We start from the raw sequence: 23,034 nt of genomic DNA, 5'->3' as shown, positions 1-23,034 counted from the left end.
CTATCGTATTCTATTTCTTCAGTTCTTGTTGTCTAAGTGCTGTCTTGATTCTAGCGATTGTCTTTCTGACAGTCTTCAATCTAGCAGTATTTTCCAATTGACCAGTGGCTAATTGAAAACGAAGATTAAACAATTCTTTCTTGTAATCTTGTTCCTTAGCCCGCATTTCATCAGTGGTTAATTCATTAATTTCTTTAGCCTTCATTTGATTCGCCACCTACTTCCTCACGTTTAATAACTCGGGTTCTAACAGGTAACTTCATTGAAGCTAAACGTAAAGCTTCTTCAGCAGTTTCTTTGGAAACACCACCAACTTCGAAAAGAACCTTTCCGCGCTTGACAGTTGAAACCCAACCAGCTGGGGTACCTTTACCTTTACCCATTCGAACACCGATACCTTTTTCAGTATATGATTTTTGAGGGAAAATTTTGATCCAAACTTTTCCACCACGTTTCATATAACGAGTCATGGCAACACGGCAAGCTTCGATTTGTCGGTTACTGATCCAATGTGAATCAAGTGCTTGCAAACCATAATCACCAAAAGTAACAGTGTTTCCACCCTTTGAGTGACCACGCAACTTACCTCTGTGCTGTCTTCTGAACTTAACACGTTTAGGTACTAGCATGCTTATTTCCCTCCTTTTTCAGTTTTTTCCTCCGGTTTATCGGGCAAAACTTCACCACGGTTGATCCAAGTCTTAACACCGATTTTACCGTAAGTAGTATCTGCTTCATTCCATGAATAGTCAATATCAGCTCTAAGTGTATGAAGTGGAACACTTCCGTCTGAATATCTTTCAATTCGTGTCATATCAGCACCATTTAAACGACCTGAAGATTGAACTTTAACACCCTTAGCTCCAGAACGCATAACTCTTTGCATTGCCTGACGCATTGCACGACGGAATGCTACCCGACCTTCAAGCTGACTTGCAACGTTTTCACCAACAAGATCAGCTTCTAAATCAGGTTTTTTAACTTCAACAATATTGACATGAACCCGACGTCCCGTCAATTTGTTTAATTCTTTACGAAGACTTTCAACTTCTGCTCCACCTTTACCGATAACCATTCCTGGCTTGGCAGTATGGATAGAAACATTAACACGTTTTGCAGCACGCTCAATGTCAACACTTGATACAGAAGCATCAGCGAGTCTCTTTGCTAGATAGTTACGAATTTTTAAATCTTCGTTTAAGTATGAAGCGAATTTATCGTCGTTAGCATACCATTTAGCTTGCCAACCACGGTTAACGCCAATTCGTAAACCATTTGGATTAATTTTTTGACCCACGTTTATCCCTCCTACTTTTCTGACACTACAATTGTAATGTGACTAGTTCTTTTGTTGATTGGTGAAGCAGAACCTTTAGCACGGGGACGGAAACGTTTTAAAGTTGGTCCTTCGTTAACATATGCTTCACTAACAACTAGATCTTGACGATCTAAATCAAAATTATTTTCTGCATTTGCTACAGCTGACATCAAAACCTTTTCTACAACTGGTGAAGCACCTCTAGGGGTGAATTTCAAAATTGCAGTAGCTTCTGATACGCTTTTACCTCTAATAAGATCTACAACAAGGCGAACCTTACGAGCGGCGATACGAACAGTCTTTGCAGTAGCTTTTGCTGATGTAACTTGTTGTTCAGCCATTGGTTATCCTCCTTGCTTAAACTGTTTTTTTATCTGCGTCGCCATTTCCATGTCCATGGAAAGTACGCGTAGGTACGAATTCTCCGAGCTTGTGGCCCACCATGTCTTCTTGAATGTAAACTGGGACATGTTTTCTACCATTGTAAACAGCAATGGTGTATCCAATAAAACTTGGGAAAATGGTTGAACGACGTGACCATGTTTTAATTACCGATTTTTTATCTTGATCTTTTTGTGCATCGATCTTTTTTAATAATGATTGATCGGCAAAAGGTCCCTTTTTTAAACTTCGACTCATTATGAAACCTCCTCTGCGATTACTCAATAAATAAATAATTCAGACTACATCTTTGAACCTTTACGGTGTCTAACAATAAACTTGTTTGAACGTGCTTTCTTTGATCTAGTCTTCTTACCAGTTGTCTTCTTATGCCATGGAGACAATGGACTTGGGTAACCAACTGGAGCTTTACCTTCACCACCACCATGTGGGTGATCGTTAGGGTTCATAACAGATCCACGTACGTGAGGTCTTTGACCACGGTAACGAGTTCTACCAGCTTTACCCCATACAACTAATCCATGTTCATCATTACCAACGCTACCAATAGTAGCTCGGCAAACTGAAAGTACCATTCTAACTTCACCAGATGGTAATTTAACTAATGCATACTTGCCTTCGTTACCAAGTAACTGTGCTGAAGCTCCAGCAGAACGAACAAGTTGTCCACCCTTGCCAGGTTTCAATTCAATGTTGAAGATGGTTGAACCAACAGGAATATCAGCTAATTGAAGGGTGTTACCAGCCTTAATATCAGCATCCTTACCAGATTCAACAACGTCTCCGACTTTTAATCCTTTAGGTGCAATGATGTATGATTTAATTCCGTCTTCATAAACGATTAAAGCAATATTTGCAGTTCTATTTGGATCATATTCGATGGTTTTAACGGTTGCAGGAACACCATCATGATCACGTTTGAAATCAATAAGACGGTATCGATGCTTGTTTCCACCACCACGATGTCTAACAGTCATCTTACCTTGGCTATTACGACCACCGCTATGAGCATTTGACTCAACTAAACTTTTTTCTGGCACGTTAGTAGTAATTTCACTATAGTCAATACTAGTCATATTACGACGGCCATTAGTAGTTGGTTTGTACTTTTTTAGAGCCACGTTATTTCCCTCCTATTCAAAGATTATTCTTCTGAGAAAATCTTGATTTCATCAGAATCGTTGGACAAAGTAACAATAGCCTTACGACGTTTCTTAGTACGTCCAACATATTGACCTTGTCTCTTTTTCTTACCTTTTACATTCATAATATTAACTTTAACAACTTTAACGTTAAAAATCTCTTCAACAGCATTCTTAACTTGAGTCTTAGTTGCTCGTACATCAACATCAAAAGTATATTTTTTGTCGTCCATTACATCAGTTGAAGCTTCAGTAACTACCGGACGTAAAATGATATCTCGTGCTTCCATTATGCGAGCACCTCCTCTACTTGAGAAAGAGCAGCCTTTGTAATAACAACCTTATTGTTGTTTAATACATCAAGTGTGTTAACACCTTTAGCATTAATAACTTGCACATTTTCGATGTTTCTTGCAGAACGTGCAGCATTTTCATTGTTATCTTCCAAAACTACTAATGTTTTAGTTGATGCGTCAAGTTTCTTCAAAAGATCTGATAAATCTTTAGTTTTTGGAGCCTTGTAGTCTAATGAATCTACTACTACTAAATCACCATTAGCAACTTTTTCAGAAAGAACTGACTTAACAGCTAATCTAGTAACCTTCTTTGGAAGGTGATATGCATATGAACGAGTAGTTGGGCCGAAGACAACTCCACCGCCAACCCATTGTGGGGCACGGATAGAACCTTGACGAGCACGACCAGTACCCTTTTGACGCCATGGTTTCTTACCACCACCACGTACTTTACCTCTAGATTTAACACCATTAGTACCTTGGCGTTGTGATGCTCTTTGCATTACGACAGTGTCATAAACAACGTTTTCATTTGGTTCAACGGCAAAAACAGCATCGTTTAAATCAACTGTTCCTTGTTTACTACCATCTTGTTTGTATAATGTTACGCTTGCCATCTACGGTTCCTCCTTTCTTATTTTCTTGATTCAATAACAGATGTTTTAACTGTTACTAATGATTTGTTTGCACCAGGAACGTTACCCTTGATTAATAGTACGTTGTTATCAACGTCAGCGTTAACGATTTCAAGGTCTTGAATGGTAACGCGATTGTTACCCATTCGTCCTGGTAATTTCATTCCTTTAACAACTCGGTTAATAATGACACCTAATGAACCGGGACGACGGTGATATCTTGATCCGTGGGTTTCAGGTCCACGACGTTGTCCATTTTTGTGGATGTTACCTTGGTAACCATGACCTTTAGTAGTACCCGTTACGTCAACGACGTCACCTGGTTGAAATACGTCAGCTTTAACTTCGTCTCCAACTTTGTAATCTCCCAAGTCAACATCTCTGATTTCACGAATGAAGCGCTTAGGAGTAGTTTTTGCTTTTTTAACATGACCTTGTTCAGGTTTGTTGCTTAATACTGGACGCTTGTCATCGAATCCAAGTTGAATTGCATCGTAACCATCTGATTTGCTGTTCTTAACCTGTAAGACAACATTAGGAGTTACATCAACAACAGTAACTGGAACGAGTTCTCCGTTATCAGTAAAAACTTGAGTCATTCCGACTTTTTTACCTAAGATTCCTTTTTTAGCCATGAGTACACCTCCGATATTCTGTAATTATTATAGTTTGATCTCGATGTCAACACCACTTGGCAAGTCTAACTTCATTAATGAATCAACAGTTTTAGGTGTTGGATTCAAAATATCAATCAAACGCTTGTGAGTTAACATTTCAAATTGTTCTTGAGCTTTACTGTACTTAAATGGTGATGCCAATACGGTATATAGAGTTCTGTCCGTTGGTAATGGAATTGGACCAGAAATAGTAGCACCAGTACGTTGTGCGGTTGCCACAATCTTGTCAGCAGCTTGATCTAAAATACGGTGTTCATAAGCTTTCAAACGAATACGAATCTTCTCTTTTGCCATGTTTTTCCCTCCTTCGTCTATTTTCAAAATAAGACTAGCTCCGTGGAAATTACCGGCACATCCTCGCATGGCAAAGCGGCCGGGTGTGTCGCAACCTCCCACATCAAAGCTAAATGTTGTACTAATTTTGGACAGTCTATCCCCCCAAAACCGAGTACTTAACTATCATACCCGATATTCTCTTATTTTTCAAGGCTTCTCATCACATTAAGTATAAAAAAAGTTCCAGAAACTTTTTCAATTTCTAGAACTTTTACAAAAAATTACTTTTCTTCTTTACTATTTCCACCATTTTTCTTAATGATGTCTTCTTGGATGCTCTTAGGAACAGCACTGTAATGATCAAAACTCATAACAAATGTTCCACGTCCCTGAGAAGCAGAACGTAAATCGGTAGCATAACCAAACATTTCTGATAGTGGAACCATTGCATGAATGTTTTGTGCCTTGTCTTGAGCTTCCATACCTTCAACGTTTCCACGTCGTGCGGTAACTTGTCCCATGACGTCACCCATGTATTCTTCTGGAACACGAATATCAACTTTCATGATTGGTTCAAGAATAACTGGATCAGCCTTCTTAGCAGCTTCCCTCAAAGCAATGGAAGCAGCGATCTTAAAGGCAGCTTCACTTGAATCGACTTCATGATAACTACCATCATATAATTTAGCTTTCAAATCAATCAATGGATATCCGGCTAATACACCATTTTCCATGGCTTCTTTTAGACCTTGTTCAACTGAAGGAATGAATTCTCTTGGAACAACTCCACCAACGATGGCGTCTTCAAATTCGAATCCTTTTCCTTCGTCATTTGGTGTAAATTCAATCCAAACATCACCATATTGACCTTTACCACCAGACTGACGAATAAACTTACCTTCGGCCTTAACTGGTTTAGTAAATGCTTCACGGTAGGCAACTTGGGGAGCACCAATGTTAGCTTCAACATTAAATTCACGTCTCATCCGTTCAATCAAAATGTTTAACTGAAGTTCACCCATTCCGGCAATCAAAGTTTGTCCAGTTTCTGGATTAGTTTCAGCTCTAAAAGTTGGATCTTCTTCAGATAACTTTTGCAAAGCATCATTCATCTTATCCTGATCAGCCTTAGTCTTAGGTTCAACGGCAACTTGGATAACTGGTTCTGGGAATTCCATTGATTCAAGACGTAATGGATGGTCTGGATCGGTTAAAGAATCACCAGTAGTGGTATTCTTCAAACCAATTGCAGCTGCAATATCACCTGAGAATACTTCTGGGATTTCTTGACGATTATTGGAGTGCATTTGTAGTAAACGACCAACACGTTCACGTTTGCCATTCGTAGCATTCAAAACGTATGAACCAGCCTTTAAGGTACCACGATAGACACGAATATAAGTTAAACGACCAACGTATGGATCGGTAGCAATCTTAAATGCTAATGAAGCAAATGGTTCCTTATCGTTAGCACGGATGTCAACTTGTTTGTCGTCATCATCTGGGTCAGTAGCAGTGTAAGGACGAACATCAAGTGGTGATGGTAAGTAGTCAACCACTCCATCCATCAACATCTGAACACCCTTGTTCTTGAAAGCTGAACCAGCAAATACTGGGTAAAAATCAAGATTCAAAGTTGCTCGACGAATACCCGCTTTAAGGTCTTCTTGTGAAATTTCTTTACCGTCAAGGAACTTTTCCATCACAGCGTCATCAACGTCTGCAACGGCTTCAATCAAAGCATCGTGACGCTTTTGAGCTTCCTCTTGCATGTCAGCTGGAATCTCATCAACATCCCATTCTGAACCTTCTTTATCTTCATCATAAACATAGGCTTGCATGGTAATTAAATCAATCACACCAGCAAAGTCAGCTTCAGCACCAATTGGCATCTGAACGGCCTGGGCGTTAGCACCTAAACGGTCATGCAAACTTTTAACTGACATATCAAAGTCAGCACCAACTTTATCCATCTTATTAATGAAGACAATTCGTGGAACAGCAAAGTCTGATGACTGACGCCATACGGTTTCAGTCTGTGGTTCAACACCGGCTTGACCATCCAAAACAACAATACCACCATCTAGCACACGTAATGAACGTTCAACTTCGGCAGTAAAATCAACGTGTCCTGGGGTATCAATGATGTTAACACGGTAACCCTTCCATTCAGCAGTGGTAGCAGCTGAAGTAATAGTAATTCCACGTTCTTTTTCTTCTTCCATCCAGTCCATTTGTGAATCCCCTTCATGGGTTTCACCAATTTTGTGGATACGACCGGTATAGTACAAGATACGTTCAGTAGTAGTAGTTTTACCGGCATCAATATGGGCAACAATACCAATATTACGAGTTTTGTCTAACGGAAATTCTCGCTTGTTAGCCATTATTTAACTCCTCTCAATCATTCACAATTTCATTATTTTAAAAAAGTGGCTAAATCGCTTTAGCCACCCACTTACAGTTAAAAACTAAAAGCTGATTACCAACGATAATGCGCAAAGGCACGGTTAGCTTCGGCCATTTTGTGAGTATCCTCACGCTTCTTAACTGCTGCACCGGTGTTATTTGAAGCATCGATGATTTCTTTTGCAAGACGTTCAGTCATGGTGTGTTCACCACGAAGTCTTGCATAGTTAACAATCCAACGTAAGCCTAAAGTAGTTCTTCGATCAGGACGAACTTCGATTGGAACTTGGTAGTTAGATCCACCAACACGACGGGCCTTAACTTCAAGAACTGGCATAACATTTTTCATTGCTTCTTCAAATACATCAACTGGATCGTTACCAGTTTGTTCTTTGATCATATCAAAGGCACCATATAAAATTTCTGATGCAGTCCCTCTTTTACCATCTAACATCAAATGGTTAATTAATTTAGAAACCAATTTTGAGTTGTAGATTGGATCAGGAAGGATTTCTCTTTTTTGCACTTTTCCTTTTCTAGGCATGTAAAAGTCCTCCTCAATAATAACTTAATTAATTGTCTATTCCTTAGGTTTCTTAGTACCGTATTTAGAACGACCTTGGCGACGATCACTTACACCCGCAGTATCTAATGCACCACGAACAACATGATATCTAACACCAGGCAAATCCTTAACACGTCCACCACGAATTAAAACAACACTATGTTCTTGCAAGTTATGTCCAATTCCGGGAATGTATGCAGTAACTTCAATCAAGTTAGAAAGTCTAACACGAGCATACTTACGTAAAGCTGAGTTAGGCTTTTTAGGAGTCATAGTACCAACACGAGTTGCAACTCCACGTTTCTGAGGTGCAGGGTTCTGTGTGTTTTTCTTTTTGTAACTGTTATATCCGAAGCCTAAAGCTGGGGATTTTGATTTAGAAGTTCTAGATTTACGACCTTTACGAACCAATTGGTTAATTGTAGGCATCTAAAAAGTCCTCCCTTTCCTAATATAATATATTTTTTAAGTCCACACATCCAGGCGGTTCTTTTTTGAAGTTAAAAAAATCGCTTAGTTGTTTATAAGCACAATAAGTAGAATACCACGTAGAAAAAGACGTGTCAACAAGACTTCAATTAATTTCCGTACTTTTTGGTGGAGGTTTTGTTGATGATCATTTATTGGTTTATTGTAGGTAGCATTGTTGGATCTTTTATAAACGTTATGGTTGATCGAACCATTACGCACGAAAACTTTGTCTTCGGTCATTCTAAGTGTAGTAACTGTGGCAAGTTTCTAAAGTGGTACGAACTCATCCCGATTGTGAGTTACATGATTCAATTCGGAAGGTGTCGGACATGTTCAACTCGATTACCACTTTATTTACTGTATTTTGAAGTAACCGGAGCCACCGCTTTTACTATATTTCCACCTGTTTGTTTAGATAACCTCGAAAATTTATCGCTACTTTTACTCATGCAGGTTATGGCAACTTTTGATTTATTAACCTACCATTTCCCTACGGCATATTCACTGATTGCAGTAATGATAGCTCTTATAATTTCTAATCCTCTAACAAAGACAACTGGAATTTATATTATTGGATATTTAATATTGATAATAATAAATCATTACTTCCATTTCATTGGCAACGGGGATTTGGATCTCTTCTTAATCCTTTTAATTGCATACGGAATTACGGTTACCAATCTAGTCGTTTTAACCGGGTCAATCATAGCGATCATTTATGCCATCTTATTTAAAAAACGTGCGATTGCTTTTATTCCATTCATTTACATTGCCACTCTAATTATATTAATTTGGTTTGCTTAAAGTTAGAAATTAAATTATGATTAACGTAATAAGTGAAGCTCTAATATATAATCGTAATGGGTCGACAGTCTCTACTTGGAACCATAATTCCAAACTATTAGGAAAAAAGACCCTAAACTTCTATATTAGGGTCTTTTTAAATGGGAGAGTAATCATGAAAGAATTAGAAGAAGCAATCAAAAATAAAGGCCAAGTCCTTCCTGGAAATATTTTAAAGGTCAACTCGTTTTTAAATCATCAAATTGATCCTAATTTGATGTACGAAGTTGGCAAAGAATTCGTCAAACGCTTCTCAAACGATAATATTACTAAAGTCATCACGGTTGAATCATCTGGAATTGCCCCAGCCGTTATGACTGGCTTAGTATTGGGTGTTCCCGTCGTTTTTGCGCGAAAGAAAAAGCCATCAACTTTAAACGATGCAGCCTATTCGGCTGACGTATATTCATACACCAAACAAAAAACTAACCGCATTTTTATTGAGAAAAAATTCCTTTCACCTGACGATAACGTCTTAATCATTGATGATTTCTTAGCAAATGGCGAAGCCACTAAAGGGATGATTAAGATCGTTGAAGCAGCTCAAGCCAATCTAGTTGGAGTCGGCATTGTAATTGAAAAATCATTTCAACCGGGCGCTAAGTGGATCAAGGATCATGGAATCCACTTAGAATCGCTTGCTCGTATTTCATCCCTTGATAATAATGAAGTAAGTTTTAAAAAAGATTGATTAATATGTATCAAAAAGGGAGTTCATCATTGATGAACTCCCTTTTTAGTTTAATAACTAGTTTTTACTTGAATCCTTTTGTTGCATTTCTTTTTCGACATCACTTAATGAAGTAACACCCTTGGTATCAGTCTTACCCTCTTCTTCTGGTTCAATGTTTTCATATTTCCCAACACCAGTACCAGCAGGTAATAACTTACCAATGATAACATTTTCCTTCAAACCAACTAATGGATCAACTTTACCACGAATTGCGGCATCAGTAAGAACACGAGTGGTTTCCTGGAATGATGCAGCAGACAAGAAACTGTTAGTCTCAAGTGCAGCCTTAGTAATTCCAAGTAATACCGGACGGGCCGTTGCGGGTGTTTTACCACTAATCACAGCATCCTTATTACGATCCTTGAAATCATCAATATCCATCAAAGTACCAGGGAGGATGTCAGTGTCACCTGGGTCCATAACACGAACCTTACGCAACATCTGTCTTACCATGATCTCGGCATGCTTATCGTTAACTTCAACACCCTGTCTTCTATAAACTTCTTGAACCGCAGTTAACAAGTAAGTTTCAGTTGACAAAACATCTCGAACTTTAAGCAATTCCTTAGGATCAATTGAACCTTCGTTCAAAGCATCACCACGACGAACCTGATCGCCTTCTGAAACCTTCATTCGGGCCTTAATTGGAACCTTATATTTACGAGTATCGGACTTCCCTTTAATGGTAACTTCCTTGATACCTTCAGCAGGATCTTCTTCAATTAATTCAACCGTACCAGTAACTTCACTGATGATTGCCTTACCTTTAGGATTACGTGCTTCCATAATTTCCTGAACACGAGGAAGTCCTTGGGTAATATCTGAACTACTTGCAACACCACCGGTATGGAAAGTACGAAGAGTTAACTGAGTACCTGGTTCACCAATTGATTGGGCCGCAATGGTACCAACAGCTTCACCAACCTCAACTTCGTCACCAGTAGCAAGGTTTCGACCATAACACTTCTCACAAACACCATGAGCAGTATTGCATGTGAAGGCGGAACGAATTTCAACTGAATCAATTCCAGCGTCCACAATTTCTTGAGCAACGTCTTCATCGATCATTTCATTCTTTTTAACAATCACTTTACCAGTCTTAGGGTTCTTAACGGTCTTCATTGCGTTACGACCAAGGATTCGGTCATACAATGGTTCGATCATTTCGTCCCCTTCGGTAATGGCACGAACAACAAGACCACGGTCAGTTCCACAGTCTTCTTCTCTAACAATGACATCTTGGGCAACATCAACAAGTCGACGAGTCAAGTAACCAGAGTTAGCAGTCTTAAGTGCCGTATCGGTCATACCCTTACGAGCACCGTGGGTTGAAATGAACATTTCCAAGACTGAAAGTCCTTCTTTAAAGTTAGAGGTAATTGGAAGTTCCATGATTTCACCATTAGGTGAAGCCATCAAACCACGCATCCCAGCTAACTGAGTAAAGTTCGAAATGTTACCACGAGCACCAGAGTCACTCATCATAAAGATTGGGTTCTGGGGATCGAAGTTTTTCATTAATTTGTTTTGAATTTCGTCTTTGGCATCATTCCAAACACTAACAACTCGTTCATAACGTTCTTGGTTAGTAATTAAACCACGACGGAATTGTTTAGTGATGGTATCAACTTTCTTATGGGCGTTAGCAACAATTTCTGGCTTTTCCTTTAAATCAGTAATGTCAGAGATACCAACAGTCAAACCAGATTTAGTTGATTTATCATTACCTAAATCTTTGATTCGATCAAGAAGTTCTGAAGTTTCAGTAACTTGGTATTGACTGTAAACTTCAGCAATGATGTCACTTAAAAATCCCTTCTTAAACGGTTTAACCAATTCAGCGTTCTTCAAGTGTTCATGAATGTCTTCACCAGGCTTCAAGAAATACTTGTCAGGAACATATCCGTGCAAGTTAGTTGAAGTTGGTTCGTTCAAATAGGTAAATTTCTTTGGAAGAATCCCATTGAAAATAACCTTTCCAACCGTCGTTACTAAAATCTTATCTTTTTGATCGTCAGTAAACGGTTTGTCTGGGAAGGCGCTCGCTGGAATACCAATTCTGGTATGCCAATGAACCTTTCCATCACGGTAAGCTAATTCAACTTCATCAGGATCGTTGAATACCATTCCTTCACCTTCAGCCCCTGCTTCTTCAAGGGTTAAATAGTAGTTACCAATAACCATATCCTGTGAAGGAGTAACAACTGGTTTACCATCTTTAGGAGCCAAAATGTGTCCAGCAGCAGCCATCAATAATCTTGATTCAGCTTGAGCCTCATCAGATAGTGGAACGTGAATGGCCATTTGGTCACCATCAAAGTCAGCATTATACGCAGCACAAACTAATGGATGCAAACGCATTGATTTCCCACTAACCAAAACTGGTTCAAAAGCCTGAATTCCAAGTCGATGCAAAGTAGGAGCACGGTTCAAAAGAACTGGATGTTCCTTAATGACATCAGGGAGAACTTCAAAGACAGCGTCGTCTTGACGTTCGATCTGACGTTTAGCGTTTTTAATGTTAGAAGCTAGACCACGTTTAACTAGCGCATGCATAATGAAGGGTTTAAATAATTCCAATGCCATTGATACTGGAAGCCCCATCTGACTTAGTTTTAAATTAGGACCAACGTCAATAACTGAACGACCAGAATAATCAACACGCTTACCTAACAAGTTCTGTCTGAATCGACCTTGTTTACCCTTTAATAGGTGAGAAAGTGATTTAAGGGGACGGTTACCAGGTCCTGCAACAGGACGACCACGACGACCATTATCAATCAAAGCGTCGACAGCTTCCTGGAGCATTCTCTTTTCGTTTTGAACAATAATGCCAGGAGCGTTCAGGTCTAACAATCGTTTTAATCGGTTATTTCGGTTAATAACCCGACGATATAAATCATTTAAATCAGAAGTAGCAAAACGACCACCTTCAAGTTGAACCATTGGTCGCAAGTCAGGCGGCATAACTGGAATTGCATCCATTACCATCCATGACAACTGATTGCCAGAAGTAGCAAAGGCCTCAAGAATATCTAGACGACGAACTGCACGAGTTCGCTTTTGTCCCGTTGCTTTCTTAAGCGTATCTTTTAACTCTTTGACTTCTTTATCGATGTCAACGTCGTTTAATAAAGTTCTGATGGCTTCCGCACCAATTTCAGCGTGGAAACGATTGCCGTATTCACGCTTTTTGTCACGGTATTCTTGTTCTGAAAGCAACTGCTTCTTCTCCATTGGTGTGTTACCTGGATCGGTAACAACGTATGAAGCAAAGTAGATAATTTCTTCAAGAGCCCGTGGACTCATGTCAAGAACTAGTCCCATTCGACTAGGGATTCCCTTGAAATACCAAATGTGGGTTACAGGAGCTGCTAATTCGATGTGTCCCATTCGTTCACGTCTAACTTTTGAACGAGTGACTTCAACACCACAGCGATCACAAACGATGCCCTTATATCTGACACCCTTGTATTTTCCACAGGCACATTTCCAGTCCTTAGTTGGGCCAAAAATTCTTTCATCAAACAATCCATCCTTTTCAGGTTTTAAAGTTCGATAGTTAATCGTTTCAGGTTTTTTAACTTCTCCATATGACCAACTACGAATGGTCTCAGGTGAAGCTAAACCAATTTGCATACTTTTGAATTTATTAACATCAACCATTGGCGTACCCTCCTTTATTATTTATTGTCGTCATTTGTATCATTTTTTGAGTCGGCATCAGATGAAGTTGGAGCTTGTTTCTCATTTTCATCTTTCTTTTCTTTATCCTTCTCATTTTTATCATCTTGTTTTTGAGCAAACTTACTCAATGCGTTCACGTTAACAACGTCTTCGTCATCGTCCATGTCACGCAAATCAATTTGTTTGTTTTCGGCATCGAGAACCTTCATGTCCAGTCCCAATGCTTGTAATTCTTTAACTAATACTCGGAATGACTCAGGAACACCTGGTTTAGGAATTGGATCACCTTTGACAATTGCTTCGTAGGTTTTAACCCGTCCGACAACATCATCTGACTTGTAAGTCAAGATTTCTTGGAGGGTGTGTGCGGCACCATAAGCTTCAAGAGCCCAAACTTCCATTTCACCAAAACGCTGTCCACCAAATTGAGCTTTACCACCAAGTGGTTGTTGCGTAACTAGTGAGTATGGTCCAATGGCTCTTGCATGAATCTTGTCTTCAGCCATATGGTTAAGTTTCAAGTAACCCATAACTCCAACAGCAATTCGTTTGTCAAATGGTTCACCGGTTCTACCATCATACAGAACCGTCTTACCATCAGCTGGCATACCAGCTTCCTTTAAAGCGTCGGTAATATCTTCACTACGAGCACCATCAAAAACTGGGGTGGCAACGTGAATTCCAAGCTTCTTAGCAGCCATTCCAAGATGCAATTCAAGCACCTGTCCAATGTTCATCCGTGATGGAACACCCATGGGGCTCAATAAGATGTCGATTGGGGTACCATCTGGCATATATGGCATGTCTTCTTCAGGAATAATGACGGAAACAGTACCTTTATTACCATGTTTTCCAGCCATCTTATCTCCAACTTGAAGTTTACGTTTCTGGGCAATGTAAACTCGAACCATCTTATTTACACCAGGCTTTAATTCATCGCCGTTTTCCCTAGTAAAGACTTTAACGTCTTGAACAATTCCACCGGCACCATGAGGTACTCGAAGTGACGTGTCACGAACTTCTCGAGCCTTTTCACCAAAGATAGCGTGAAGTAGTCGCTCTTCAGAAGATAATTCAGTAACACCTTTAGGGGTTACCTTACCAACCAAAATATCGTTGTCATGAACTTCGGCACCGACTCTAATAATTCCATCTTCGTCAAGATCCTTTAGAGCATCTTCACCAACGTTAGGAATTTCTCTAGTCATTTCTTCAGGTCCCAGTTTGGTATCTCTAGTTTCTGACTCATACTCTTCAATGTGAATTGAAGTGTAAGCATCATCTTTAACTAGTCGTTCGGAAATAGCAATGGCATCTTCAAAGTTATAACCCTGCCATGTCATAAAGGCAACGGTTGGGTTTTGACCTAAGGCCAATTCACCATTTTCCATTGCTGGGCCATCAGCGATAATTTCATCAGCATCAACATGATCTCCAATTTTTACAATTGGAGTTTGGTTATAGTTTTTACCACCGTTAGAACGCATAAACTTCATCAATTTGTACGTATCTAAAGTGCCATTATCACGTCTTACCCGAATTTCTCTTGCATCAACATACTCAACGGTTCCAGGATACTTAGCAATCTTAGCAACTCCAGAATCATGAGCAGCTTGATATTCCATCCCAGTTCCAACAAGTGGTGCGTGTGGTCTGATCAAAGGAACAGCCTGACGCTGCATGTTAGCACCCATTAGGGCCCGGTTTGAGTCATCATTTTCTAGGAACGGAATACATGCCGTTGCCACCGCAACAACTTGCTTTGGTGAAACGTCCATGTAGTCAACGTTCTTTGAATTAGTTTCAACGTATTGGGACTTATCACGTGCCATAACCTGATCGTCTTGAAAGGTTGCGTCTTCATTTAATGGAGAGTTCGCCTGTGCAATCACGTATTTATCTTCATCGTTAGCAGTTAGGTAATCAATCTTGTCGGTAACCTTATGAGTAGTCCAATCAACACGACGGTATGGGGTTTCGATAAATCCATACTTGTTAACCCGAGCATAACTTGAAAGTGAGTTAATCAATCCAATGTTAGGACCTTCGGGAGTTTCAATTGGACAAATTCGACCATAGTGAGTGTAGTTAACATCACGAACTTCATATCCAGCACGGTCTCTAGTGATACCACCAGGTCCTAAAGCAGATAAACGACGTTTGTGGGTCAATTCACCTAACGGGTTAGTCTGATCCATGAATTGTGAAAGCTGTGATGAACCAAAGAATTCTTTAACAGAGGCCACCACTGGTCTAATATTAATTAGTTGTTGTGGTGTTACCGTTGAAGCATCCTGAATGGACATTCTTTCTCTAACAACTCGTTCCATCCGTGAAAGACCAATTCGGAATTGGTTTTGCAGTAATTCACCAACTGATCGAACACGACGGTTCCCCAAGTGATCAATATCATCAACAGATCCAATTCCCTCTTGAAGATCCAAGAAGTAATTGATTTCAGCCAAGATATCCGCTGGGGTAATGTGTTTATAGTCCAGATCAATATTGTCATTACCAATTACTGGAACGACTTTGTCTGGATCTGTATTTGAATATACTTTAATTACTTGAACAGTAACTGGATCAGTTACGACAGCTTGATCGGAAGGATTAAAGGTGTAAGCTTTAAAATCTTTGTTAGCCAAGTACGGCTTCAACTTTTCCACCAATTCTTTGTCAATCACATCACCCTTGTTAGCAATGATTTCACCAGTATCTGGGTCAGCAAGGGTTTCGGCCAAAGCTAATCCCATTAAACGAGTCTTCATGCTCAGTTTTTGGTTCGTCTTGTAACGACCAACTGGTGCCATGTCGTAACGTTTTGGATCAAAGAATCTTTGGGTTAACAAGTTTCTTGCTGACTCAGCTGTCTTTGGTTCACCCGGACGCAAGCGTTCGTAAATATCCTTTAATGATTCTTCAACACGAGAATCATCTGCATCCTTATGGACGTCTTTTTCAAGGGTAAGTGAGAGACTATCATTAGTATTTCCAAAAATCTCAGTAATTTCATCATCTGAGCCAAAACCAAGGGCACGAACTAATTCAGTCAAAGGAATCTTTCTAGTACGATCAATTCGAACGTATGAGATATTCTTTGCATCAGTCTCAAATTCCATCCAAGCACCACGGTTAGGAATCACAGTTGAACTGTAAATTTCACGACCATTTTTGTCGAGATCTTTATGGTAATAAACACCTGGTGATCGCACTAATTGAGAAACGATAACACGTTCTGCACCGTTAATGATGAAAGTTCCTTGGTCAGTCATAAGTGGAAAGTCACCAAAGAAAACATCTTGAGTCTTAATCTCACCGGTTTCATGGTTGGTTAACTTGAGAGTGACGTGTAATGGGGCTGAATAATTTGCCTCATGAGCACGTGCTTCATCAACCGTGTACTTAGGTTCCAATAGTTTATAATCAACGAAATCTAGTGAAAGCTTTCCCTGAAAATCCTCAATTGGCATAATATCTTTAAACATTTGACGCAAACCTTCGTCTAAGAACCAGTTATAAGAATTAGTTTGAATCTCAATCAAATTTGGAAGATCCAATACCTTCTTAATTCTGGAATAACTTCTACGGGTTCTGTGTTTTCCATACTTTACAATGTGTCCTGCCAAGTTATTCACCTCTCCCTAAAATTCCACGAAAAAGAAATGTTACATTTCTGTTACAAAAAGCCATATTTCTGGTTTTTGAGCAAAAAAAATCCAAAAATAAGATCTAAATCTTACTTTTGGTTCTTATAAACGCCATCACGGACAATAGATCGCAACGACTCATTTCAATTCCCAGTTACATACTCTACATATAGTACAAAGAATCAAAGTAAAAGTCAATCAATATGCACAAAAACTCACAGTAAAATTTTACTGTGAGTTTTAACGTTATTTACTTAGAATTTCTTCTTTGGGATTCTTAACTTCACGTCTATTAATCGTAATCTTGTTTTTATGCGCACCGATCGTAATCTGATCACCAGGTTTGAACTTACCCGCTAGTAAGTCTTCACTCAGTGGATCTTCAACCTTATCCTGTAAAGCTCTTCGAATTGGTCTTGCACCATAAGTTGGATTGTAGCCAACTTCAGCAACTAAATCAATGGCAGCTGGAGTCATTCTAACTTTGTAACCCAATCCATTGGCACGATCAATCAGTTCTTGTGACATTAACTTAACGATTCGGTGTAATTCCGACTTAGTCAAGGAATGGAAGATCACCGTATCATCAATTCGGTTCAAGAATTCTGGTTTAAAGAATTTCTTCAACTGTTCTTGAATCGTGGCCTTCATAGCATCGTAGTTATCATCATTACCGGATTTTTCAGCGGCAAATCCAACGGTGTTCTTGTATTGCAGCTCTGTAGCACCAATGTTGGAAGTCATAATGATGACAGTATTTCGAAAGTCTACTTTTCGGCCCTTGGCATCAGTTAAGTACCCATCATCTAGAACTTGAAGTAGCAAGTTAAAGACGTCAGGATGAGCCTTTTCAACTTCATCAAGTAAAACAACTGAATATGGATGCTTTCGAACTTTTTCGGTCAGTTGACCACCTTCATCGTAGCCAACGTAACCAGGGGCAGAACCGACCATTCGGCTAGTCGAATACTTCTCCATGAATTCACTCATGTCAACTCTGATCATGTCATCTTCTGAGCCAAACATTGCTTTTGCCAAATCTTTGGCAAGTTCAGTTTTACCAACTCCAGTTGGACCAAGAAACATGAACGATCCAATGGGACGATTGGGATCCTTAAGTCCACTTCGTGCCCGACGAATTGCTCTTGCAACTGCCGAAACAGCTTCATCTTGTCCCACAACTCGTTCGTGTAAAATCTTTTCCAAGTTTACCAAACGCTTCTTGTCAGACTGTTTCAAATGAGTAACGGGAATCCCGGTCCATTCAGAAACAATTTGAGCAATATCTTCAGCATTTTCTTTTAATTGATAATTATGGGTCTTGTTAGCGTCATTTTCTTTAATGCGCTGTTTTTGGGTTAAATCAGCAATCTCTTTTTGTAACTTTTGTTCTTGCTTACGAATTGAAACCGCATCTTCAAAGCGCTGTTCCTCAATGGCTTTGTCCTTATCATTTTTAACGGAACTAAGTTTTGATTCAGCGCTTGCTAACTTGTCATCTTTTCCAGTTGAATCCAGTCTAACTTTAGCGGCACCTTCGTCCATCAAGTCAATTGCCTTGTCAGGAAGGTAACGATCACTAATGTAACGACTAGATAAATCAACGGCTGCATTAATGGCATCATCGGTGATTTGAACGTGATGGTGTTCTTCGTATTTGGGACGTAATCCCTTAAGAATCTTCCGTGATTCATCCTTACTTGGTTCTTCAACTTCAACCGTTGCAAAACGACGTTCTAACGCTTCATCAGATTCAATGTACTTCTGATATTCATCTAAGGTAGTAGCCCCAATGACTTGAACCTGACCACGAGCAAGAGATGGCTTTAAAATATTTGAAGCATCAACTGATCCCTCAGTTCCACCAGCGCCAATCAAGGTATGCAACTCATCAATAAAGAGAATGACATTTCCACTATCTTCGACTTCTTTTAAGACCTTCTTTAAACGATCTTCAAATTGGCCACGATACTTGGTACCAGCAACCAGTGATCCCATGTCTAATTCCATTACCCGCTTATTTTGCATATCAGCAGGAACGGATTTATTCACAATTTTTTCCGCTAAACCTTCGGCAATGGCAGTCTTACCAACACCAGGTTCACCAATTAAAACTGGATTATTTTTAGTTCTTCGGCTTAAAACCTGGATGACACGACGAACTTCAGCGGTGCGTCCAACCACTGGATCGAGCTGATTATCTCGAGCAGCTTTAGTCAAATCACGTGCCAGTGAATCTAAAGTTGGAGTTTCACTTTGTTCTGACTCACCATTCGAATTATTTTCAGAAGCCATATTAGTATCTGCAACCCCCATCTTTCGGATCGTTACTTTTCGGACTTGTTCTGGGCTAACTCCCAAGTTAGTCAAAATTCTTGAAGAGAGCATCGCATCATCACTAGTTAAAGCTAGCAAAATGTGCTCAGTACCCACTTTAGTTGATCCATACTGCTTGGCAATCTTTCCAGCTAAAGCTAAAATTTCTTTCATCTTTGGAGAATACGGCAGATACGTGTTTCCATCGACCTTTAAATTACCGTATCCAGCCAACTGCTCAATTTCTTCTCTAACGTCCGCCTCGCTGACGGCAAGTTGTTGGAGAGTTTGATAAGCAATCCCATTCTTCTCAATGGTAAGTGCCAGTAACATGTGTTCGGTTCCGACAGCTTGATGCTGGAAACTCTTAGCTTGTTCTTGGGCAATTACCAAAACGTTTTTTGCACTAGGGGTAAATAAATTATGCATATGCAAATCTCCCTTCATTTCTCTTTAAATCATAATCCATAATCAAACTAACACTCATATTTAAGCCGGTAAAGTAAAGCCTCTAAAACACTCGCTCTAACCTGATATTCCATTGCTTGATCAGGCAGTCTAATTGCCTCTTTCTTTAAAATAGCAGCAATCATGTTCTCCTCTTTCTCGGTAATGACTCCATTAGCATATAAGGTGGTTAAAATTGATTCTTCATCCTTTTCGGAAATTTCATCACCAATTGAATCAATCAAACTGTCTAGGACATCCGAATTATCCATTAAGTTGATTTTTTCAATCCTGATGTAACCACCACCACCACGTTTGCTCTCAACTAAATAACCATTACGCAACGTAAAACGTGTTTTAATTACATAGTTAATTTGCGAGGGCACCACGTCAAAATGATTGGCAATGTCTGATCGACGAATTTCGACTCGTTCTTGATCATTATCACCTAGCATATCCTTCAAATAATCTTCAATAATGTCCGATATATTACGGCTTGCCATAAACTCATCTCATCTCTGACTAATGTTGACTATTATTATACAAAGAAGATTTGTAAATTCCAAGTAAATACTCTTGGAAACCAAGGTAATAAAAAAATCGGGAAAACAAGATTCGAACTTGCGACCTCCACGTCCCGAACGTGGCGCTCTACCAAGCTGAGCTATTTCCCGATGCTTAAATATTAAAAAGTATATAAAAATCGGGAAGACAGGATTCGAACCTGCGACCCCCTGGTCCCAAACCAGGTGCTCTACCAAGCTGAGCTACTTCCCGATGAATGCACCTAGTAGGAGTCGAACCTACAACCTTCTGATTCGTAGTCAGACACTCTATCCAATTGCGCTATAGGTGCATATAAGCATTAAACGTTCACATTCATCAGCGAACATATATTATTATACCAGAAGTATCCGATTTTGGAAAAGAAATATAAAAAAATAACCAGAAACATCTGGTTATTTTCACCACCACAATAGCACGCCCACTACTACGATAATCGTAACGACTAGAATCGAAACATAAAGCCACTCGTTTTTTAATTTGGAATCGTTTTTAACGTTAATCCGAATGTCATGACGTTTAGAAACGTGCTTTTTATTATTTAATTTGGGATCATCGATAATCTTTAAGAAGGTCTGTTGGGCGGGCTTCCCTTTAGGATGCTTGAATTTAAAGTACTCTCCATCAGGCTTTAAAAAGCTCCCATCCACATCATCTTGAGCGTAAATGTCGATGATGTTTAAAAGCTGTTGTTTTAGTTTTGGATCGAGAATTGGCGCCGCTAGCTCGACACGGTTATCCATGTTTCTTGTCATTAAATCAGCAGAAGATATCCACAATTTAGAATCATCCTGAGTGAAGAATCCATAAATTCGACTATGTTCCAAAAACTCACCAACAATGCTTGAAACCACGATTTTTTCTCTCTTCCCGCAAATTCCAAGTTTAAGACAGCAAGCTCCTCTAACAACGAGCCTAAATGGTACACCCACTCTGGCTGCATCATAAATGGCTGAAATCACTTCTACATCAGTCAACGAGTTAATCTTTAAAAAGACTGCTCCTTTGCCGGTTCTTAAATAACTTTCTTTAACTTCCTGGATCCCATCAATCACTTGATCTTGAATTTGATGGGGAGAAGCTGATAAAACCTGATAACTGGGTTGAGCGGCATCTGGAGCTTGCAAGTAATCGAAAAATTTTGATAGATCTTGAACATAATCATCCTTACTGGTAAAGAAACTGAGATCAACAAATCCCTTCGCGGTTTGCATGTTGTAGTTTCCCGTTCCAACCTGGATATAGCCCTTGGGGTGATTGCCCTCTTTTGTTAACACCAAACAAGTTTTACTATGAACTTTCATGTCTTTTTTCCCAAAAATAACATGAACACCAGCATTCTTCAATTTTTCAGTTACTTTCAAGTTGTTCTTTTCATCAAAACGAGCTCTTAATTCAACCACAACGGTGGTTTTAATTCCCTTTTGAGCGGCTTTTGCTAGTAAATCAACCACTTCAGAGTGTTTTGAAACCCGATACAGGGTTTGTTTAATCGCAACTGTTTTAGGATTTTCGACCGCTTCTTTTAAGAACTGCAAAAACTGACTAAACGAATCATATGGATATTGGATAAGGAGATCCTTTTGATCCAAGTACGAAAGGATTGAGGCGGAAGTCGGCCAAGTTCGAGGATTAAATTTTGCGTAACAATATTCTGGATAATCAGGTGAATACTTACTGACGATCTCAAATAGATAAGTTAAATCAACCGGACCAGGAATCTTAAAAATAGCATTCTTTTCAATCTTAAACTTGTCAATAAAATCATTTAAGAAATCATCGTCAGTATTACCATCAAATTCCTCAACTTCAAATCGGGTTACCTTTCCTTTTTCCCGGTCAACAAGATACTGACGCATCCGAGAAATTGTTTCAAAATTATTATCCTCTTTTTCAACATCTAAGGTGGCATCAAGGTCTCTCGTGACTCTAAAGACGACCGTTCCAGTAATTTCTTTTCCATTAAAGAGACGCTTGAGGTTATGATTAATCAAATCTTCAAGTAAGATATACTTATCAATCCCGTTCGATTTAACCGAAAGCAAGCGGTCAAACTTAGAAGGAATGGGGATAATCCGAATGGCTTTTTTATCATCACCCTTGACTAAGACGCCAATCGCAATTTGCTTGTTAGAAAGAAACTTTAAATCATAATTTCCATCAAACTCTTTAAAGGAAAGTGATGGTTGAATCTTCTTAATAAAGTATTGATTGACTTGATCCTTTTGTTTGTCATTAAGGTCTGCATAAGACTCAATCGAACAAACATCTCTCTCCTTTAATTCTTGATTTAATTTATCGTAATCATTGTATTGGATCTTAAAATTTTCATCATTACGATCATGAATCTGATCCAGGATCTGACTATAGTGAAATCCAGACTTTTTTTCAATCCCATTATCACTAAGCTCCATTTGCCCTTGAACGCTTGGAACCCTGACACTATAAAACTCATCTAAATTATTTGACCCAATTGCTAAAAACTTCAGCTTTTCCAAAAACGGAGTGAACGATTCAGTGGCTAGATTAATCACTCTTCGATTAAATAAAGTCCAACTCAAATCCCGGTTATAGCATGAGTCAACGTACTCTTCATTTCTCTTCAT

The 23,034-nt window shown here is 39.2% G+C and carries 20 protein-coding genes, 3 tRNA genes and 1 riboswitch; of the genes, 2 read left to right on the top strand and 21 right to left on the bottom strand.

Annotation, left to right across the window (positions count from 1 at the left end; all coding sequences use genetic code 11):
• Positions 1–10 precede the first annotated feature (10 nt).
• From rpmC to rpsL, 13 genes are all read right to left on the bottom strand, one after another.
• On the bottom strand, positions 11–205 hold the full coding sequence (rpmC, locus tag AC6UDF_RS01670) for a 50S ribosomal protein L29 (protein ID WP_010022719.1): 195 nt from the start codon (positions 203–205) through the stop codon (positions 11–13).
• A complete protein-coding gene (gene rplP / locus AC6UDF_RS01665) occupies positions 195–629 on the bottom strand; it encodes a 50S ribosomal protein L16 (RefSeq protein ID WP_500693549.1) in 435 nt (144 codons plus the stop codon). The genes rpmC and rplP overlap by 11 nt, the downstream gene beginning before the upstream one ends.
• 2 nt (positions 630–631) lie before the next feature.
• The gene (gene rpsC, locus AC6UDF_RS01660; RefSeq protein ID WP_500693548.1) at positions 632–1,297 is read right to left on the bottom strand and encodes a 30S ribosomal protein S3; all 666 of its coding nucleotides are present in this window, start codon (positions 1,295–1,297) and stop codon (positions 632–634) included.
• 11 nt (positions 1,298–1,308) lie between these two features.
• The gene (rplV, locus tag AC6UDF_RS01655; protein ID WP_010022715.1) at positions 1,309–1,659 is read right to left on the bottom strand and encodes a 50S ribosomal protein L22; all 351 of its coding nucleotides are present in this window, start codon (positions 1,657–1,659) and stop codon (positions 1,309–1,311) included.
• Between the two features lie 16 nt (positions 1,660–1,675).
• Positions 1,676–1,957 (bottom strand): 30S ribosomal protein S19, encoded by a 282-nt coding sequence (gene rpsS / locus AC6UDF_RS01650; RefSeq protein ID WP_010022714.1) that lies wholly within the window; start codon positions 1,955–1,957, stop codon positions 1,676–1,678.
• A 44-nt stretch (positions 1,958–2,001) separates the two neighbouring features.
• Entirely contained in the window at positions 2,002–2,841 is an 840-nt protein-coding gene (gene rplB, locus AC6UDF_RS01645) for a 50S ribosomal protein L2 (RefSeq protein WP_500693547.1), read from the bottom strand.
• A 23-nt stretch (positions 2,842–2,864) separates the two neighbouring features.
• Positions 2,865–3,152 (bottom strand): 50S ribosomal protein L23, encoded by a 288-nt coding sequence (gene rplW / locus AC6UDF_RS01640; protein WP_500693546.1) that lies wholly within the window; start codon positions 3,150–3,152, stop codon positions 2,865–2,867.
• Positions 3,152–3,775 (bottom strand): 50S ribosomal protein L4, encoded by a 624-nt coding sequence (gene rplD / locus AC6UDF_RS01635; protein WP_500693545.1) that lies wholly within the window; start codon positions 3,773–3,775, stop codon positions 3,152–3,154. Before rplD ends, rplW begins: the two co-directional genes overlap by 1 nt.
• Positions 3,776–3,792: 17 nt before the next feature.
• Positions 3,793–4,428, bottom strand: coding sequence for a 50S ribosomal protein L3 (rplC, locus tag AC6UDF_RS01630; protein WP_500693544.1), 636 nt, complete (start codon positions 4,426–4,428; stop codon positions 3,793–3,795).
• A 27-nt stretch (positions 4,429–4,455) separates the two neighbouring features.
• Positions 4,456–4,764, bottom strand: a complete 309-nt coding sequence (rpsJ, locus tag AC6UDF_RS01625; RefSeq protein WP_500693543.1) for a 30S ribosomal protein S10 — start codon at positions 4,762–4,764, stop codon at positions 4,456–4,458.
• A gap of 263 nt (positions 4,765–5,027) precedes the next feature.
• Positions 5,028–7,133 (bottom strand): elongation factor G, encoded by a 2,106-nt coding sequence (gene fusA / locus AC6UDF_RS01620; protein ID WP_500693542.1) that lies wholly within the window; start codon positions 7,131–7,133, stop codon positions 5,028–5,030.
• A gap of 95 nt (positions 7,134–7,228) precedes the next feature.
• Positions 7,229–7,699 (bottom strand): 30S ribosomal protein S7, encoded by a 471-nt coding sequence (gene rpsG / locus AC6UDF_RS01615; RefSeq protein ID WP_500693541.1) that lies wholly within the window; start codon positions 7,697–7,699, stop codon positions 7,229–7,231.
• A gap of 36 nt (positions 7,700–7,735) precedes the next feature.
• Complete coding sequence (gene rpsL / locus AC6UDF_RS01610; protein ID WP_010022704.1) at positions 7,736–8,149, bottom strand: 30S ribosomal protein S12; 414 nt, start codon at positions 8,147–8,149, stop codon at positions 7,736–7,738.
• A 183-nt stretch (positions 8,150–8,332) separates the two neighbouring features.
• On the opposite strand from rpsL, the gene AC6UDF_RS01605 reads away from it, so the two are divergent.
• Entirely contained in the window at positions 8,333–8,995 is a 663-nt protein-coding gene (locus AC6UDF_RS01605) for a prepilin peptidase (RefSeq protein ID WP_500693540.1), read from the top strand.
• A 21-nt stretch (positions 8,996–9,016) separates the two neighbouring features.
• Positions 9,017–9,112: riboswitch (purine riboswitch) on the top strand.
• A gap of 37 nt (positions 9,113–9,149) precedes the next feature.
• Positions 9,150–9,725, top strand: coding sequence for a xanthine phosphoribosyltransferase (locus AC6UDF_RS01600; protein WP_500693539.1), 576 nt, complete (start codon positions 9,150–9,152; stop codon positions 9,723–9,725).
• A gap of 57 nt (positions 9,726–9,782) precedes the next feature.
• Here AC6UDF_RS01600 and rpoC read toward each other — a convergent pair whose 3' ends face one another.
• The 8 genes from rpoC to ppk1 all read right to left on the bottom strand — a co-directional run bounded on the left by rpoC (position 9,783) and on the right by ppk1 (position 23,034).
• Positions 9,783–13,433: a DNA-directed RNA polymerase subunit beta' gene (gene rpoC, locus AC6UDF_RS01595; protein ID WP_500693538.1), complete on the bottom strand. Its 3,651-nt coding sequence runs from the start codon at positions 13,431–13,433 to the stop codon at positions 9,783–9,785.
• Positions 13,434–13,450: 17 nt separating this feature from the next.
• Positions 13,451–17,089 carry a DNA-directed RNA polymerase subunit beta gene (gene rpoB / locus AC6UDF_RS01590; RefSeq protein ID WP_500693537.1) on the bottom strand — a complete coding sequence of 1,213 codons (3,639 nt, stop codon included), beginning with the start codon at positions 17,087–17,089 and terminating at the stop codon, positions 13,451–13,453.
• A gap of 258 nt (positions 17,090–17,347) precedes the next feature.
• Positions 17,348–19,846 carry an ATP-dependent Clp protease ATP-binding subunit gene (locus AC6UDF_RS01585; RefSeq protein WP_500693536.1) on the bottom strand — a complete coding sequence of 833 codons (2,499 nt, stop codon included), beginning with the start codon at positions 19,844–19,846 and terminating at the stop codon, positions 17,348–17,350.
• 47 nt (positions 19,847–19,893) lie between these two features.
• Entirely contained in the window at positions 19,894–20,367 is a 474-nt protein-coding gene (locus AC6UDF_RS01580; protein WP_500693535.1) for a CtsR family transcriptional regulator, read from the bottom strand.
• A 97-nt stretch (positions 20,368–20,464) separates the two neighbouring features.
• A tRNA-Pro gene (locus AC6UDF_RS01575) sits at positions 20,465–20,538 on the bottom strand.
• Between the two features lie 29 nt (positions 20,539–20,567).
• Positions 20,568–20,641 (bottom strand) — tRNA-Pro (locus AC6UDF_RS01570).
• Positions 20,642–20,646: 5 nt separating this feature from the next.
• Positions 20,647–20,720, bottom strand: a tRNA-Arg gene (locus tag AC6UDF_RS01565).
• A 109-nt stretch (positions 20,721–20,829) separates the two neighbouring features.
• On the bottom strand, positions 20,830–23,034 hold the full coding sequence (gene ppk1, locus AC6UDF_RS01560; RefSeq protein WP_500693534.1) for a polyphosphate kinase 1: 2,205 nt from the start codon (positions 23,032–23,034) through the stop codon (positions 20,830–20,832).

The organism is Fructilactobacillus sp. X2R6C1 (genome assembly GCF_059901295.1).
Note: the sequence above shows the minus strand (reverse complement) of the source record. Positions and strands in the feature narration are given on the sequence as shown.

Coding starts and splice junctions, on each gene's coding strand:
- rpmC (WP_010022719.1), bottom strand. CDS start 205: ATGAAGGCTAAAGAAATTAATGAATTAACCACTGATGAAATGCGGGCT.
- rplP (WP_500693549.1), bottom strand. CDS start 629: ATGCTAGTACCTAAACGTGTTAAGTTCAGAAGACAGCACAGAGGTAAG.
- rplV (WP_010022715.1), bottom strand. CDS start 1,659: ATGGCTGAACAACAAGTTACATCAGCAAAAGCTACTGCAAAGACTGTT.
- rpsS (WP_010022714.1), bottom strand. CDS start 1,957: ATGAGTCGAAGTTTAAAAAAGGGACCTTTTGCCGATCAATCATTATTA.
- rplW (WP_500693546.1), bottom strand. CDS start 3,152: ATGGAAGCACGAGATATCATTTTACGTCCGGTAGTTACTGAAGCTTCA.
- rplD (WP_500693545.1), bottom strand. CDS start 3,775: ATGGCAAGCGTAACATTATACAAACAAGATGGTAGTAAACAAGGAACA.
- rplC (WP_500693544.1), bottom strand. CDS start 4,428: ATGGCTAAAAAAGGAATCTTAGGTAAAAAAGTCGGAATGACTCAAGTT.
- rpsJ (WP_500693543.1), bottom strand. CDS start 4,764: ATGGCAAAAGAGAAGATTCGTATTCGTTTGAAAGCTTATGAACACCGT.
- fusA (WP_500693542.1), bottom strand. CDS start 7,133: ATGGCTAACAAGCGAGAATTTCCGTTAGACAAAACTCGTAATATTGGT.
- rpsG (WP_500693541.1), bottom strand. CDS start 7,699: ATGCCTAGAAAAGGAAAAGTGCAAAAAAGAGAAATCCTTCCTGATCCA.
- rpsL (WP_010022704.1), bottom strand. CDS start 8,149: ATGCCTACAATTAACCAATTGGTTCGTAAAGGTCGTAAATCTAGAACT.
- AC6UDF_RS01605 (WP_500693540.1), top strand. CDS start 8,333: ATGATCATTTATTGGTTTATTGTAGGTAGCATTGTTGGATCTTTTATA.
- AC6UDF_RS01600 (WP_500693539.1), top strand. CDS start 9,150: ATGAAAGAATTAGAAGAAGCAATCAAAAATAAAGGCCAAGTCCTTCCT.
- rpoC (WP_500693538.1), bottom strand. CDS start 13,433: ATGGTTGATGTTAATAAATTCAAAAGTATGCAAATTGGTTTAGCTTCA.
- AC6UDF_RS01585 (WP_500693536.1), bottom strand. CDS start 19,846: ATGCATAATTTATTTACCCCTAGTGCAAAAAACGTTTTGGTAATTGCC.
- AC6UDF_RS01580 (WP_500693535.1), bottom strand. CDS start 20,367: ATGGCAAGCCGTAATATATCGGACATTATTGAAGATTATTTGAAGGAT.
- ppk1 (WP_500693534.1), bottom strand. CDS start 23,034: ATGAAGAGAAATGAAGAGTACGTTGACTCATGCTATAACCGGGATTTG.